This is a genomic window from Pseudomonas sp. LBUM1664 (genome assembly GCF_059695895.1).
In genome coordinates this window covers 2,159,892-2,175,730 of sequence record NZ_CP166791.1, presented here as the reverse complement: position 1 = coordinate 2,175,730, position 15,839 = coordinate 2,159,892, and the positions used below count along the sequence as shown (strand labels likewise).

Annotated in this window: 14 protein-coding genes; 4 read left to right on the top strand and 10 right to left on the bottom strand. The window is 59.6% G+C overall.

Annotated features, from left to right (window positions below):
- On the top strand, positions 1–567 hold the full coding sequence (locus ACA047_RS10270; protein ID WP_497358963.1) for a CsiV family protein: 567 nt from the start codon (positions 1–3) through the stop codon (positions 565–567).
- Between the two features lie 11 nt (positions 568–578).
- Positions 579–3,281 carry an SNF2-related protein gene (locus ACA047_RS10265; RefSeq protein WP_497358961.1) on the top strand — a complete coding sequence of 901 codons (2,703 nt, stop codon included), beginning with the start codon at positions 579–581 and terminating at the stop codon, positions 3,279–3,281.
- A 66-nt stretch (positions 3,282–3,347) separates the two neighbouring features.
- Here ACA047_RS10265 and ACA047_RS10260 read toward each other — a convergent pair whose 3' ends face one another.
- The 3 genes from ACA047_RS10260 to ACA047_RS10250 all read right to left on the bottom strand — a co-directional run bounded on the left by ACA047_RS10260 (position 3,348) and on the right by ACA047_RS10250 (position 5,992).
- Positions 3,348–4,091: an S-methyl-5'-thioinosine phosphorylase gene (locus ACA047_RS10260; protein ID WP_497358959.1), complete on the bottom strand. Its 744-nt coding sequence runs from the start codon at positions 4,089–4,091 to the stop codon at positions 3,348–3,350.
- Between the two features lie 12 nt (positions 4,092–4,103).
- A complete protein-coding gene (nagZ, locus tag ACA047_RS10255; protein ID WP_497358957.1) occupies positions 4,104–5,114 on the bottom strand; it encodes a beta-N-acetylhexosaminidase in 1,011 nt (336 codons plus the stop codon).
- 170 nt (positions 5,115–5,284) lie between these two features.
- Positions 5,285–5,992: a TetR/AcrR family transcriptional regulator gene (locus tag ACA047_RS10250; protein ID WP_497358955.1), complete on the bottom strand. Its 708-nt coding sequence runs from the start codon at positions 5,990–5,992 to the stop codon at positions 5,285–5,287.
- Positions 5,993–6,233: 241 nt separating this feature from the next.
- Between ACA047_RS10250 and lexA the strand changes: the two genes are divergently transcribed.
- Both lexA and sulA read left to right on the top strand, forming a co-directional pair.
- The gene (lexA, locus tag ACA047_RS10245) at positions 6,234–6,842 is read left to right on the top strand and encodes a transcriptional repressor LexA (protein ID WP_003199651.1); all 609 of its coding nucleotides are present in this window, start codon (positions 6,234–6,236) and stop codon (positions 6,840–6,842) included.
- 10 nt (positions 6,843–6,852) lie between these two features.
- Positions 6,853–7,326, top strand: coding sequence for an SOS-induced cell division inhibitor SulA (sulA, locus tag ACA047_RS10240; protein ID WP_497358953.1), 474 nt, complete (start codon positions 6,853–6,855; stop codon positions 7,324–7,326).
- Between the two features lie 73 nt (positions 7,327–7,399).
- Here the strand turns inward: sulA and ACA047_RS10235 are convergent, their stop codons facing one another.
- The 7 genes from ACA047_RS10235 to ACA047_RS10205 all read right to left on the bottom strand — a co-directional run bounded on the left by ACA047_RS10235 (position 7,400) and on the right by ACA047_RS10205 (position 15,829).
- Positions 7,400–7,633: a hypothetical protein gene (locus ACA047_RS10235; RefSeq protein ID WP_497358951.1), complete on the bottom strand. Its 234-nt coding sequence runs from the start codon at positions 7,631–7,633 to the stop codon at positions 7,400–7,402.
- Positions 7,634–7,740: 107 nt separating this feature from the next.
- Complete coding sequence (locus tag ACA047_RS10230; protein ID WP_497358949.1) at positions 7,741–8,265, bottom strand: DUF6586 family protein; 525 nt, start codon at positions 8,263–8,265, stop codon at positions 7,741–7,743.
- Positions 8,266–8,472: 207 nt separating this feature from the next.
- Positions 8,473–11,085 carry a type I DNA topoisomerase gene (gene topA / locus ACA047_RS10225; RefSeq protein WP_497358947.1) on the bottom strand — a complete coding sequence of 871 codons (2,613 nt, stop codon included), beginning with the start codon at positions 11,083–11,085 and terminating at the stop codon, positions 8,473–8,475.
- A gap of 115 nt (positions 11,086–11,200) precedes the next feature.
- A complete protein-coding gene (locus ACA047_RS10220) occupies positions 11,201–11,437 on the bottom strand; it encodes a DUF1653 domain-containing protein (RefSeq protein WP_497358945.1) in 237 nt (78 codons plus the stop codon).
- A 99-nt stretch (positions 11,438–11,536) separates the two neighbouring features.
- Complete coding sequence (gene fadA, locus ACA047_RS10215) at positions 11,537–12,712, bottom strand: acetyl-CoA C-acyltransferase FadA (RefSeq protein WP_497358943.1); 1,176 nt, start codon at positions 12,710–12,712, stop codon at positions 11,537–11,539.
- Between the two features lie 31 nt (positions 12,713–12,743).
- Positions 12,744–14,891, bottom strand: a complete 2,148-nt coding sequence (fadB, locus tag ACA047_RS10210; protein WP_497358941.1) for a fatty acid oxidation complex subunit alpha FadB — start codon at positions 14,889–14,891, stop codon at positions 12,744–12,746.
- A gap of 500 nt (positions 14,892–15,391) precedes the next feature.
- Entirely contained in the window at positions 15,392–15,829 is a 438-nt protein-coding gene (locus tag ACA047_RS10205) for a hypothetical protein (protein WP_497358939.1), read from the bottom strand.
- Between the last annotated feature and the right edge of the window lie 10 nt (positions 15,830–15,839).

Genomic DNA, 15,839 nt, shown 5'->3' with positions numbered 1-15,839 from the left:
ATGCGCCTGTTTCGCTCACTGACCTTGTTGATGACCCTGGTCGCCCCCCTGGCGCTTGCCGACGACCTGTATCAGGTTGAAATGATTTTGGTACGCCAGAATGCGGAACCGGCGATTGTCAGCCGTGCCGCACCGGAAGACTGGGACGCCGGCGCGCAGCGCCTGGGTGCGGACAGTCAGCGCACGCCAGCACTGGGCAACATCGTCGAGAAACTCAACGCCAGCGGCCAATACACGGTGTTGATGCACAAGGCCTGGCAGCAAACCCTGGGTGAACAGGGCAGCAAAGTCGCCATCAGCGACGGCGCCGAACAATTCGGGCAATTTCCCATCGAGGGCACTCTGGAACTGAAACTCGGCCGTTTCACCGACGTGGGTGCCGACTTCTGGATCAACCAGATCGATGCCAACGGCCTGGTGACTTCCAGCGAACGCCTCAAACAGGAAAGCCACACCAAAAATGGCCAGTTGAACTTCCTCGACAATGGCCACCTCGGCCTGCTGATCAAAATCACCTCGCTGACCGCGCCCGCGCCACGGCAGGCACCTGACGTCATTCCGGACTGATCGGCGCGCCTATGCCCTCGCCCCTAAGCAAACCCCTGGCACCTTCCTGGGTCAATCGATTCAAGGAACAGAGCCTGGAGCGCGGGCGCCGTTATGCGCTGGAAAACCGCGTCAGGATCGTCGAGGCCGGCGACAGCACCATCACCGCCAGTTGCGAAGGTTCTGGCGGCAGCATCTACCGCCAGACCATTCGCCTCAAAGAGTCCGCCAAGGGCACGTTGATTCTGCTCGAAGCCGCTTGCTCCTGCCCGGTGCGCATCAACTGCAAGCACTGCGCAGCGGTGTTGCTGCAGGTCCAGGAAACCCTGGCCTACCCTGCCGCCGAGAAAGACGCCCAACTGTTGGAGAAACTCCAGACGGTGCTGGACAACCGCAGCCCCAAGGCCCCTCCACAAGTGTTGGTGGACAACGTACAACCAATGCCGCGCCTGTGGCTGGCAAGCATCGAGTTCAGCGCGTTCGAACCACGCAACGGCAAAATGCAGCGCTACATCCAGCACCGCGCCGCCCTGTCCTTCAGCTATCTGGACGAATACGTCAGTGGCCAGCGCAACACTGACGTGCTGATTCGCCAGGACACACAGACGCTGCGGATAAAACGCCAGACCGATGTGGAACAGTCCTACCGCGAACAGCTGCGAATCCTCGGTTTCAAGATCGCGACCCGGCAAAGCAAGGCCCTGCCGGAAAGCGCCGGCGAACTGTACGAGATGGTCAATGACAGCGCCTGGCTGACGTTCACCCTCAATGACCTGCCAAAGCTGCGTGAGCAGGGCTGGGAATTGCAGATCGACGAAGATTTCGGCTTCGACCTGACCGCCGTGGACGACTGGTACGCCACGGTGGAGGAAGCACCGGAGCGGGACTGGTTCGACCTGGAACTGGGGATCATCGTCAACGGCGAGCGCCTGAGCCTGCTGCCGATCCTGTTGAACCTAATGCGTTCGCACATCGAATTGTTCAACCCGGAACGCCTGGCCAGGCGCCGCGACGATGAGCTCATTCTGGTCAACTTGCCCAACCGCCCGAATTCTGAATTCGGCCCGCAGCAAGTGGCCCTGCCCTACGGCCGGCTGAAACCGGTGCTGGCGACCCTGGGCGAGTTTTATCTGCAAGAGCCCGGCACCACCAAACTACGCCTCAACAGCGCCGACGCCTTGCGCCTGAACCCGCTGCAAGACATGCCCCTGAGCTGGGAAGGTGGCGAACACATTCGTGGCCTGGCCCAACGCCTGCGGGACATCAAGGACTACACCACCACCGCGCCAGAAGGCCTGAACGCGACGCTGCGGCCGTATCAACTTGAAGGCTTGAGCTGGATGCAATCGCTGCGACAGTTGGAAGTCGGCGGAATCCTTGCGGATGACATGGGCCTGGGCAAAACCCTACAAACCCTGGCGCATATTCTCAGCGAAAAAAACGCCGGACGCCTCGACCGACCGTGCATGGTGGTGATGCCCACGAGCCTGATTCCCAATTGGCTCGACGAGGCAGCCCACTTCACGCCGCAGCTCAAGGTGCTGGCCTTGTATGGCGCCGGGCGCAAGAAGTATTTCGAACGGCTGGCCGATTACGACCTGGTCCTCACCACCTATGCGCTACTTCCCAAGGATGTCGAGCGCCTCGCCGCGCAACCGCTGCACGTGCTGATTCTCGATGAAGCCCAATACATCAAGAACCCCACCAGCAAAGCCGCCCAGGCTGCCCGTGAACTCAACGCCCGGCAGCGGCTGTGCCTGTCCGGCACACCCCTGGAAAACCACCTGGGGGAATTGTGGTCGCTGTTTCACTTCCTGCTGCCGGGGTGGCTTGGGGACGTCAAGAGCTTCAACCGCGATTACCGTGTGCCGATCGAAAAGCGTGGCAGCGACGTACGACTGCAGCACCTCAACGGTCGGATAAAACCTTTCCTGCTGCGCAGGACCAAGGAGCAAGTGGCGACCGAGTTGCCGCCCAAGACCGAAATCATCCACTGGGTTGAACTCAGCGATGCCCAGCGGGACGTCTACGAAGCCATGCGCCTGGCGATGGACAAGAAAGTCCGCGACGAAATCACCCGCAAAGGCGTGGCCCGCAGCCAGATCATCATTCTCGAAGCGCTGCTCAAGCTTCGCCAGGTGTGCTGCGATTTACGCCTGATCAACGACGCCACCCTACCCGCCCGGGGCAGTACCTCGGGCAAGCTCGACAGCCTGATGGAGATGCTCGAGGAGCTGTTTGAAGAGGGCCGCCGGGTTCTGCTGTTCTCCCAGTTCACGTCCATGTTGTCGCTGATCGAAGACGAGCTGAAAAAACGCGGGGTGGATTACGCGATACTGACCGGCCAGACCCGGGACCGACGCACGCCCGTCAAAGATTTCCAGAGCGGTAAGCGTCAGATCTTTCTGATCAGCCTGAAGGCCGGCGGCGTAGGCCTGAACCTGACCGAGGCCGACACGGTGATCCACTACGACCCGTGGTGGAACCCGGCAACCGAAAACCAGGCGACCGACCGCGCCTATCGCATCGGTCAAAACAAGCCCGTGTTCGTCTACAAACTGATTGCTCGAGGCACGGTGGAAGAGAAAATTCAGCTACTGCAGAAGGAAAAGTCCGATTTGGCAGCCGGCGTATTGGACGGGCGCGTGGCCGGAGACTGGAAACTGCAGAGCGACGATATCGAGGCGCTGTTTGCGCCGTTGCCGGATAAGCTGGCAAAGCTGGAAAAGCACTGATACACCCCTATCCCTGTGGGAGCGGGCTTGCTCCCACAGTTCTTTGTGCAGGCTGGTTGGGTAGGCTCAGCGATCAGCCATCAACACCCGCGCCAACGTCGACTTCACCTTCCCCATCCCGTCATGCAACGCCTGCTCGATTTCGGCCATGGTGATCACTGCCGTGGACTTGCCCGCCGCCGGGTTGACCACCAGTGCCAGGCAGGCGTAATCCAGCTCCAATTCACGGGCCAGCGCCGCTTCCGGCATGCCGGTCATGCCAACGATGTCGCAACCGTCGCGCTCCAGCCGTGCTATTTCGGCCACGGTTTCCAGACGCGGCCCCTGAGTGCAGGCGTATACGCCGTGGCTGCTGTAGCCACAGCCCTCGGCGGCCAGGGCAGCGATCAGTTGCTGACGCAGCGACTCGCTGTAGGGGTAGCTGAAATCGATGTGGGTGACCGCGTCCAGGTCATCGGCAAAATAGGTGTGCTGACGACCGCTGGTGTAATCGATCAACTGATGGGGCACGCAGAAATGTCCAGTCCCCATCGCGGCATGAATCCCGCCCACAGCGTTGACCGCCAGAATCGCCTCGGCGCCGGCCTGCTTGAGGGCCCAGAGATTGGCGCGATAGTTCACCTGATGGGGCGGCAAGCGATGAGGATGGCCATGGCGGGCCAGAAACAGCACTTCACGCCCGGCATAGTCGCCAATTTGCACCTCAGCTGATGGCGCGCCATAGGGAGTTTCTACCGCTAGAGACTGGCGAATGGTCAGGCCTTCGAGCTGGGTCAGGCCAGTGCCGCCGATAATTGCGTAAACGGTCATGACAAAATGTCCTTAATCGATCAATTGGGCGGCTTTCAGCGCGCCGACTGCCGTGAGCCAGCGTGGATCCTGGCGATACTCGGTGCAGGCAAAGGCCTGGCCACGCATGCGGGCGATCCGCGCCGATGGCTTGACCTTCAAGCGCTGGGCAGCACTCAACGCCAGCTCTGCGGCGGCGCGGTCATTGCACACCAGGCCCATGTCGCAACCGGCTGACAACGCAGCCTCGATACGACTGGCGGCATCACCCACCACATGAGCACCGGCCATCGACAGGTCATCGCTGAAGATCACGCCATCGAATTGCAACTCGCCTCGCAGGATGTCTTGCAACCAGCGCCGGGAAAAACCCGCCGGATTGGCGTCAACCTGCGGATAAATGACATGGGCCGGCATGACCGCCGCCAGTTGCTTGCTCAGTTTGGCAAACGGTACCAGGTCGTTGGCGCGGATCTGTTCGAGACTGCGCTCATCGTTGGGAATTGCTACGTGAGAATCCGCCTCGGCCCAGCCGTGCCCGGGGAAATGCTTGCCGGTGGCAGCCATTCCGGCGGTGTTCATGCCGCGAATGAATGCACCGGCCAGCAACGCGGCGCGTTCGGGGTCGCCTTCGAAGGAGCGACTGCCAACGACGGCGCTGCGCTGATAATCGAGATCCAGCACCGGGGCAAAGCTCAAGTCGAGACCGACCGCCAGCACTTCAGTGGCCATGATCCAGCCACATTGTTCAGCCAGGTATTCGGCGTTCGGATTGTCAGCAATCGCCCGCATCGCCGGCAAGCGCACAAACCCCTGGCGCAGGCGCTGAACGCGGCCGCCTTCCTGATCAACCGCAAGCAAAAGATCAGGACGGATGGCGCGGATCGAGGCGCTCAGCTCACGCACCTGGCGTGGGTGCTCGATGTTGCGAGCAAAAATGATCAGGCCGCCCACTTCGGGCTGGCGCAACAAGTGGCGATCTTCGGCCGTCAGCCAGGTACCGGCGACGTCCACCATCAACGAGCCTTGCAGGCCAGCAGTCATAGCATTTCCTTAATAACGATGAACCCGCACGCAGGCACACGCACGAGCGCGCCGCCAGGCTCCAGGCCTGACAGATCGCGGCTGTGCGATGAAATATAAAACGGGTTCGAAACGAGAGTCGGCATGGCGGCTAGCTTAGCGGATGTAAGCAGCCGCGCCCACCCGTGTACTCAAGCCTTGGCGAGCGCCGGGGTCGATTTGCTGCGGGGACGCAACTGTGCGGCGGCCATGATCTCATCGGTGACACCACTTTCGGCACGCATGCCTGCAGCCAGGAACGGCACCATCAGGCGCATCACCTGCTCAATGGAGGTATTCACGCCGAAATCGGTTTCAGCAATGGCGCGCAGCGCCTTGATGCCAGACATGCTGAACGCAGCGGCACCGAGCATGAAATGCACGCGCCAGAACAGCTCGATCGGCGGAATGCGCGGCGCGGCCTCATTGACCAGCAACATGTAGCGGCGGAACACCTTGCCGTACATGTCTTCCAGATAACGCCGCAGGTGACCCTGGCTCTGGCTGAATGCAAGACCTAACAGGCGCATGAAAATGGAAAGGTCGTTACCGCTGCGCGGTTGCACGACAAGGGCTTGCTCGACCAGGATTTCCAGCAGTTCTTCCAGGGTTGGCTTGACGTCAGGCTTTGCCTGGCGACGCTCCAGCTCACGATCGAGGCTGAGGCAGAAAGGACCGAGGAACCGCGAGAAAACCGCCTGGATCAGCGCTTTTTTCGAACCAAAGTGGTAATTCACCGCGGCCAGGTTTACCCCGGCCTTGCTGGTGATCAGACGCAATGAGGTTTCGGCGAAACCTTTTTCCGCGAACAATTGCTCGGCAGCATCGAGAATGCGTTCAACGGTTTCCGACTGGGCCATGGCTACTCCGCCTGACAAACACTTGTTTGAAACATACGTTTCAGCCTTGGGGTTGTCAAGCCTGCCGGGACGTTTTGCGAACGCTCGGTCAGTTATTTAACCACACCTTCTAACTGGCTGTAGCCATGTCGCTTCCGGCAGCCCGACCGACCGTCCAGCGGCCTGTGAAAAAAGGAGGATTGCCAAGCGCCGTTCACTGTATATAATCCCAGTCACTGTATAAAAAGACAGAGCGATCATTATGCTAAAGCTGACGCCACGCCAAGCAGAGATTCTGGCCTTCATCAAACGCTGCCTAGAAGACAACGGCTACCCGCCGACCCGCGCGGAAATCGCTCAGGAGCTGGGCTTCAAGTCGCCCAACGCGGCTGAGGAACACTTAAAGGCGCTAGCCCGCAAGGGCGCGATCGAAATGACGCCGGGCGCATCCCGCGGCATTCGCATCCCTGGTTTCGAAGCCAAGGCCGACGAAACCACCCTGCCGATCATCGGTCGGGTAGCGGCAGGCGCCCCGATCCTCGCCCAACAGCATGTCGAGGAGTCCTGCAACATCAACCCTTCGTTCTTCCATCCACGGGCTGATTATCTGCTTCGCGTGCACGGCATGAGCATGAAGGACATCGGCATCTTCGACGGTGACCTCCTGGCCGTCCACACCACTCGCGAAGCCCGCAACGGCCAGATCGTGGTGGCGCGAATCGGTGATGAAGTGACCGTCAAGCGCTTCAAGCGCGACGGCAGCAAAGTCTGGCTGATTGCCGAAAACCCCGAGTTCGCCCCCATCGAAGTGAACCTGAAAGATCAGGATCTGGTCATCGAAGGCTTGAGTGTCGGCGTCATTCGCCGCTAAAGGAGGCTTTATGCAGTTCCCACACACACCACAGCACACGCAACTTCCGCTGTTCGAGGCATTCATGGCCCAACCGCTGGTTCCTGTCCTCAAAGAGGTCATCGAGTCGCCTTGGGGCGTCGAGCCCGAGGCCTTCAGCGAACTGTCGTTGCGTGGTGCGGCCGGGAACTGCCTGAACCTGCTGGCGCCGATCCTGCGAGAGCTGAGCCAGGACCAGGACGCTCGCTGGTTGACGCTGATCGCACCACCGGCCAGCGTCACCCAGGCCTGGCTGCGTGACGCCGGCCTGAACCGTGAACGCATCCTGCTGCTGCAACCACGGGGCACTCAAAGCGCCCAAGAGCTGACGCGTGAAGCTTTGCGCCTGGGTCGCAGCCATACAGTGGTCAGCTGGCTCAATCCGTTGACCGCGACCGCACGGCAACAGCTGATCAGCGCCGCTCGCATCGGGGACGCGCAAAGCCTGAATATTCGGTTGGGCTAAGACAAACGCAGGGCTTCTCCAGGACAGAGAAGCCGACCAGTAACACTATCTTCCAAAAAGCCGACAGATGGGATCAATGAAGAACCCGCGGCCCCTCTTCCTTGTTGAATTCGCCTTCAACCAGGCGGCCTGCCATCTGAACGCCCACGCTCAGCATCGCCTTGGCGACTTCGACGTGTTGGCCTTGGAGGAACACCTTGGCATCTTCGGAGAAACTCAGGGTTACCAGAGAACCCTCGTCCTCAGCCCTGCGCAGCTCGATGCGGCCATCAGGAAGTTCGACAATTTCTAGAAAGGACGTTGGCATAAAAGTCTGTTCTCCACGAAAGGCGAGGATTATATAGTCATCGGCCAGGCTTCGCTCGGGATCTTGACCAAGCGTTATCAACAAGCATTACAGGCTGGAAGAAATACTCAACACTCGTTCAATCCTTCGCGAAAGCGGATCGCCAGGCTTTTGAGGTTTTGGCGCCAGCTCTCCAGCTCCTCCTGGCTCAGCTCCTGCTCGGGGTCCTGCTCGTCCAGGTTGACTGCAACGATCAACGGCTGGGTCACATCGCCCTTGGGTTTGCGAGGGGCCCGCGGTGGCTGGAACAACGCCGCGTGGGCCGCCAACAGCTTAGCCAGCCAGGTTTCCGGGTTATGGGCCAGCTCAACCATTTCGGCCAGCTCGGGGATAGCGATGCTTTCCAACACTTCGCGGGTCAACAGCAGCTCGGCCCGCGGCGCATTCGCCTGTGGCAGGCGATAGAAACCCGCAATTTCATGGCACAGCCCCAACAATGCACCGTACAGGTGAAACAGCGCAGATTCGCGCCCTGCCTGGATCAGCGCAGGGGAATTCATCGCCCGCCCATCCTCGGCCCTAGCAAGTGCTTCAAGCGACAGGCCGGCGAAGTAAATTTTCTGATTGGTGCGGGTATAGAGTTCGTGGGCCATGTCGGCATTCTCCACAACGAAATAAAAACTTCACGCAAGTGCGACAGTGTCATGGATCAACCAAGGCCACTGCAAGCCAAAAACAAAGAGGCCGCACGATAACCCCTGGGGTTATCGTGCGGCCTCTTGTTTACTTGGGGCTTGTTGGGGACGGCTACGCCGTCCAGCGGGAGCAAGCTCCCTCGCCACAAGAAAGCACCCTAACCATCAGCGCTTGTCTTCAACGGTCCATTTTCCGCCGTCGTAGTATGCCTTCCAACCGGTAGGCTTGCCATCGACTTCGGTCTGTACGTACTGCTCCTTAGTCTTGCGGCTGTAGCGAATCACTGCCGGACGCCCTTCCGGATCCTTCTGCGGCGCTTCGCAGAGGAAATGGTACTTCGGATCGATCTCGTCCTTATGCGGCACAATCTCCATCACCAACGGCGCGCGAGTCTCGCGGTTTTTCGGGAACTGGCTGGCCGCCAGGAACAGGCCAGACGCGCCGTCGCGCAGGATGTAGGTGTCGTTGACCTTCTCGCACTTGAGCTCAGGCATCTTCACCGGATCCATCTTCGGCGGCGCTGCATCACCGCTCTTGAGCAGTTTGCGAGTGTTTTTGCAGGTCGGGTTGGTGCAACCGAAGAACTTGCCAAAACGGCCGGTCTTGAGCTGCATCTCGCTGCCACACTTGTCGCATTCCAGGCTCGGGCCTTCGTAGCCCTTGATGCGATAGGTGCCCTCTTCGATCTCGTAGCCGGCACAGTCCGGGTTGTTACCGCAAATGTGCAGCTTGCGCTTTTCATCCAGCAGGTAAGCATCCATCGCCGTGCTGCAGATCGGGCAACGATGCTTGCCGCGCAGCACCAGGGATTCCGATTCACCCTCGTCGTCCGCGGCGATTTCGTCGCCCGGCACCAGGTTGACCGTCGCCTTGCAGCGCTCCTTGGGTGGCAGGCTGTAGCCTGAGCAACCGAGGAATACGCCAGTCGAGGCCGTGCGGATCTGCATAGGACGACCACAGGTCAGGCACGGGATGTCGGTCATGACCGGCTGGTTGGCCCGCATGCCGTTGTCAGGGCTTTCGGCCACTTCGAGTTTTTTCTTGAAGTCACCGTAAAACTCGTCGAGGACGTTTTTCCAGTCCCGTTCGCCCTGGGCCACATCATCGAGGTTCTCTTCCATCCCAGCGGTAAAGCCGTAGTCCATCAGGTTAGAGAAGCTCTCGGACAAACGTTCGGTAACAATGTCACCCATCTTTTCCGAATAGAAACGACGGTTGTGCAGCGCCACGTAACCGCGGTCCTGGATGGTGGAAATGATCGCCGCGTAGGTCGAAGGACGACCGATGCCGCGTTTTTCCATTTCCTTGACCAGGCTGGCTTCCGAATAACGGGCCGGCGGCTTGGTGAAGTGCTGTGTCGGGTCAAGCTCGATCAGCTTCATCACGTCGCCCTGGGCCATGTCCGGCAGGACGTCGTCGTCCCCAGGCTTGGCGATTTGCGGCATGACGCGGGTGTAGCCGTCGAACTTCAGGATGCGGCCCTTGGCACGCAGCTCGAAGTCGCCAGCACCCACGCTGACCGTGGTCGACAGGTATTGCGCCGGCAGCATCTGGCAGGCCAGGAACTGGCGCCAGATCAGCTCGTAGAGGCGCTCGGCATCGCGCTCCATGCCCGACAGCTTGCTTGGCTCAGTGTTGGCGTCAGACGGACGAATCGCTTCGTGGGCCTCTTGTGCGCCTTCCTTGCTGCTGTAGACGTTCGGCGTGTCCGGCAGGTATTTCTTGCCGAACTCGCTTTCTATATAAGTGCGCGCCATCGCCACGGCATCGACCGAGAGGTTGGTCGAGTCGGTACGCATATAAGTGATGTAGCCGGCTTCGTACAGACGCTGGGCCATCATCATGGTTTTCTTCACACCAAAGCCCAGGCGGTTGCTCGCCGCCTGTTGCAGTGTGGAAGTGATAAACGGTGCCGACGGCTTGCTGCTGGTCGGTTTGTCTTCGCGCTTGACGATGCTGTAGCTGGAAGCCTTGAGCTTCTCCAGCGCAGCCATGGCCTGGGCTTCGTTGAGCGGCTTGAAGGCTTCACCCTTCTCGCGGGCCACGTCGAAGCGCACGGTAGCGCCCTTGGTGGTGCCGAGGTCAGCGTGAATCTCCCAGTACTCTTCAGGGATGAACGCACGGATCTCGCGCTCGCGCTCCACCACCAGTTTCACCGCGACCGACTGCACCCGACCGGCGGACAAGCCGCGGGCAATCTTGGCCCACAGCAGCGGTGAGACCATGTAGCCCACTACGCGATCAAGAAAGCGACGCGCCTGTTGGGCGTTGACCCGATCGATGTCCAGCTCGCCTGGCTGGGAGAAGGCTTCCTGGATGGCCTTCTTGGTAATTTCGTTGAACACCACACGCTTGTAGCGGCTGTCATCCCCACCAATGGCTTCGCGCAGGTGCCAGGCAATGGCTTCCCCTTCGCGGTCCAAGTCCGTCGCGAGATAGATGGTGTCGGCATCTTTGGCGAGCCGACGCAGCTCTTCGATGACCTTTTCCTTGCCCGGGAGGATCTCGTACTTGGCTTTCCAGCCGTGTTCCGGATCGACACCCATGCGTGAGACCAGCTGCTTGCGCGCCTTGTCTTTTGGCGACAGCGCCGGCGCTTCACCGGCAGCAGCCTTGCCGCGCTTGGCGGCTGGCTCCTTGCTGGCGCTAGCCGAACCGCTGGTGGGCAGGTCTCGGATATGGCCGATACTCGACTTCACCACGTATTGGTTGCCCAGATACTTGTTGATGGTCTTGGCCTTAGCCGGGGATTCCACAATGACCAGCGATTTGCCCATGGATCAGAAAATTCCTGAATTCTAAAAAGTGAAAGGCGGTTGGCGCCTGACGCGGCACCGCTATATATAGTGGCTGCAAGGTGAGGTCAAGCGCAGGGTTACCCGCATACCGGCCTCAAGGCTTGGAAAAAAGGCTCACCTCGGCCTGCACCAAAGCAAAGCGCGGCACCTGTTCGCCGTCAACCTCAACGGACTCCTCGAACATGCTCAACGGGCGCACCCAAAAGCCGTAATCGCCATACAGGGCTTGGTAGAAGACCACTTCTTCCTCGGTCTCGGAATGCCGCGCGATGCTGAATACGCGGTACTGCGGACCTTTGTAATGTTGGTAGAGCCCAGGTTGTATCGGCATGCTTTGGCCCTCACTCAAATCTTTTCAAAATAAAAACAAAATAAATCTGGAAAAAACAAAAACCGGGGCACGTGGCCCCGGCTTCCATCAACGCAACGCTTAGACGCGTTCGAAGACAGTGGCAATGCCCTGGCCGAGGCCAATGCACATGGTGGACACGCCAAGGGTGCCGCCATTCTGCTTCATGACATTGAGCAGGGTGCCGGAGATACGCGCACCGGAGCAACCGAACGGATGACCCAAGGCGATCGCGCCGCCGTGCAGGTTAACCTTCTCGTTCATCTTGTCGAGCACTTTCAAATCTTTCAGCACTGGCAGGGCCTGTGCGGCGAAAGCTTCGTTGAGTTCGAAGAAGTCGATATCGGAAATGCTCAGGCCTGCACGCTTCAAGGCTTTCTGCGTCGCCGGTACTGGACCATAGCCCATGATCGCCGGATCCACACCCGCCACGGCCATCGAACGAATCACCGCCATTGGCTGGATGCCCAGGTCCTGGGCGCGCTGGGCCGACATCACGATCATGCACGAAGCACCGTCGGTGATCTGCGACGAAGTACCGGCTGTCACGGTGCCGCCCTTCGGATTGAATGCCGGCTTGAGGGCCGCCAGGCTTTCCAGGGTGGTTTCCGGACGAATGGTTTCGTCGTAGTCAAACAGCTTCAGGAAGCCGTTCTCGTCGTAGCCCTGCATTGGGATGATCTCGTCCTTGAACTTGCCTTCCACGGTCGCCTTGTGGGCGAGCTGGTGGGAGCGCACGCCAAAGGCGTCCTGCTGCTCGCGGGTGATGCCGTGCATTTTGCCGAGCATTTCCGCAGTAAGGCCCATCATGCCCGAGGCTTTTGCCGCGTACAGCGACATGTGCGGGTTCGGATCGACGCCGTGCATCATGCTCACGTGGCCCATGTGCTCGACACCACCAACGACGAACACGTCACCGTTGCCGGTCATGATCGCTTGAGCTGCGGTATGCAGCGCGCTCATGGACGAACCGCACAGGCGGCTGACGGTCTGGCCGGCCGCGGTGTGAGGGATCTGGGTCATCAGCGACGCCATACGGGCGATGTTCCAGCCCTGCTCCAGGGTCTGGTTCACACAGCCCCAGATCACGTCCTCGACTTCATTAGGGTCGACCTTGACGTTGCGTTCCAGCAGCTTGCTGATCAGGTGCGCCGACATGTCCTCGGCGCGGGTGTTGCGGTGCATGCCGCCCTTGGAGCGGCCCATCGGCGTACGACCGAAGTCGACAATCACGACGTCTCTAGGATTCAAGCTCATAAAATGTTCTCTCGCTCTAGTCGTTGGGCGCTTAACCGAAGAAGCTCTGGCCGTTCTTGGCCATTTCACGCAGCTTCGCGGTCGGGTGGTACAGCGCGCCCAGATCAGCGTACTGGTCAGCCAGGGCAACGAACTCGGCCACACCGATCGAATCGATGTAGCGCAGCGCACCGCCACGGAATGGAGGGAAACCGATGCCGTAGACCAGACCCATGTCGGCTTCGGCGGCGGTTTCAACAATGCCGTCTTCCAGGCAACGCACGGTTTCGAGGCACAGCGGGATCATCATCCAGTTGATGATGTCCTCGTCGGTGACTTCGCGCTGCTCGTAGACAATCGGCTTAAGCACTTCCAGCACCGACGAATCGGCCACTTTCTTCTGCTTGCCGCGCTTGTCGGTCTCGTAGGCGTAGAAGCCCTTGCCGTTCTTCTGGCCCAGGCGCTTGGCTTCGTAGAGCACGTCGACGGCCGACCGGCGGTCGTCCTTCATGCGGTCCGGGAAGCCTTCAGCCATGACATCGCGACCGTGGTGGCCGGTGTCGATGCCGACCACGTCCATCAGGTACGCCGGGCCCATGGGCCAGCCGAATTTTTCCATGATCTTGTCGATGCGCACGAAGTCCACACCGGCGCTGACCAGCTTGGCGAAACCGCCAAAGTACGGGAATAGCACGCGGTTGACCAAAAAGCCCGGGCAATCATTGACGACGATCGGGTTCTTGCCCATTTTCTTGGCGTAGGCCACGGTGGTGGCAACGGCCTGCTCGCTGGACTTCTCGCCACGGATCACTTCCACCAGCGGCATCATGTGCACCGGGTTGAAGAAGTGCATGCCGACGAAGTTTTCCGGACGCTTGAGGGCCTTGGCCAGCAGCGAAATGGAAATGGTCGAGGTGTTCGAAGCCAGGATAGTGTCTTCTTTGACCTTGTCTTCGACTTCAGCCAGTACCGCTTGCTTAACCTTGGGATTCTCGACAACCGCTTCGACCACCAGGTCGACATGGCCGAAATCGCCGTAGGACAGGGTCGGACGAATGCCGTTGAGCACTTCGGCCATCTTCGCAGCGGTCATGCGACCTTTATCGACGCGACCGACCAGCAGCTTGGCGGCTTCGGCCAGGCCCTGCTCGATGCCGTGTTCGTTGATGTCTTTCATCAAGATCGGCGTGCCTTTGGACGCCGACTGGTAGGCGATACCGCCACCCATGATACCGGCGCCCAATACGGCGGCCTGCTTCACGTCACGGGCGATTTCGTCGTAGGCCTTGGCCTTTTTCTTCAGTTCCTGGTCGTTGAGGAACAGACCGATCAGGCTTTGTGCAGCCGAGGTCTTGGCCAGTTTGACGAAACCGGCGGCTTCGACTTCCAGGGCCTTGTCGCGACCGAAGTTCGCGGCCTTCTGGATGGTTTTGATCGCTTCGACCGGCGCCGGGTAGTTCGGGCCTGCCTGACCGGCCACGAAACCCTTGGCGGTTTCGAAAGCCATCATTTGTTCGATAGCGTTGAGCTTGAGCTTTTCCAGCTTCGGCTGACGCTTGGCCTTGTAGTCGAACTCGCCGCTGATGGCGCGCTTGACCAGTTCAAGAGCCGCTTCCTGGAGTTTGCCCGGCTCGACCACGGCATCCACGGCGCCGACTTTCAGCGCGTCTTCAGCACGGTTTTCCTTGCCGGCGGCAATCCACTCGATGGCGTTGTCGGCACCGATGAGGCGCGGCAGACGCACGGTACCGCCGAAGCCTGGGTAGATGCCCAGCTTGACTTCCGGCAGGCCGATCTTGGCCACGGTGGACATGACGCGGTAATCCGCTGCCAGGCACATTTCCAGGCCGCCACCCAGGGCGATGCCGTTGATGGCCGCGACGGTCGGTACGTTGAGGTCTTCGAAGTCGCTGAAGATACGGTTGGCTTCGAGATTGCCAGCGATCAGTTCGGCATCGGGCAGCTTGAAGTTGTCGACGAATTCGGTGATGTCGGCGCCGACGATGAACACGTCCTTGCCGCTGCTGACGATCACACCCTTGATCGAAGCATCTGCCTTGATAGTGTCCACAGCCTGACGCAATTCATTCAGGGTTAGACGGTTGAACTTGTTGACGGACTCACCCTTGAGATCGAACTTCAGTTCGACGATGCCACTTTCAAGAGCCTTAACCGTGATGGCTTTACCTTCGTAAATCATCAACTGATCTCCACGATATGGAAGCTGAACAGTACACGTTGAACGCTGACCACTGGTTGGGCATTGACGTTACCGTCGATGCTACGCCAATCCGCCAAACACACCCGTCAACGCGATAGTCGGGGTTCTGTAGGAACGCTCTGAAAATACAAACGCTCAATTCATACGCCCGTTTGATTTGGGTACGTCACCTTCACGGAATTTCCGACAATTGTCAATCGCCCTAAACAGGGGCTTGAACGCGACTTTGCAGTCATTTCCGTACCGCACAGATATGCAACACCGTGCTGCATGCCAAGCCATTCATAGAATCAATAATTAGAAAAGTCGCCCTAATTCCAAGCGCGATGGGTCCAACCGACTACGCTACCGGGAACGCTATTGATTTAAGATTAGGCGGACGCTACGAACGAGCGCCCGGACATGAAATTGATTACCGGCCTGCCTGGCCAACCCGCCCGACGAGACTGTCGGGCTTTTTTATGCCGCAGGATTGTGTTTCAAGCCAGCGCCTTGAGCACAGCGCAGATGTCCTGCAAGACACTGGCTTCGCCCTTCTCGCCCCAATACAAGGCGATCATCTGCCGATCGGCTTCAACCTTGTAGACATTGGCTGGCAATTTTTCGAAATGATTGAGCAACGCCTCATCCTCGCAGACTTCCCGCCACTGGTTGACCCACACGCCTGGCGCGGTTTGCCAGTAACACCAACTGGCCGGCTGCTTGCCCCGCCGGGGCCGGTGGTACTGGGCACAAGGGTTTGGCGGCTGTTGGCCGAGCCAATGCGGCCACTCCTGTGGTGCCAGTTGCATGGCCAGCCCGAGGCGTCGCGCCTCCATGCGCAGGGCCATGCGACCGCTCTGAACACGGGACGGCCGCAACCATGCCAGGGGGCTTAACACCACTAACAGGATTGACACCACTATCCAGACCGTCATATGTGTACTC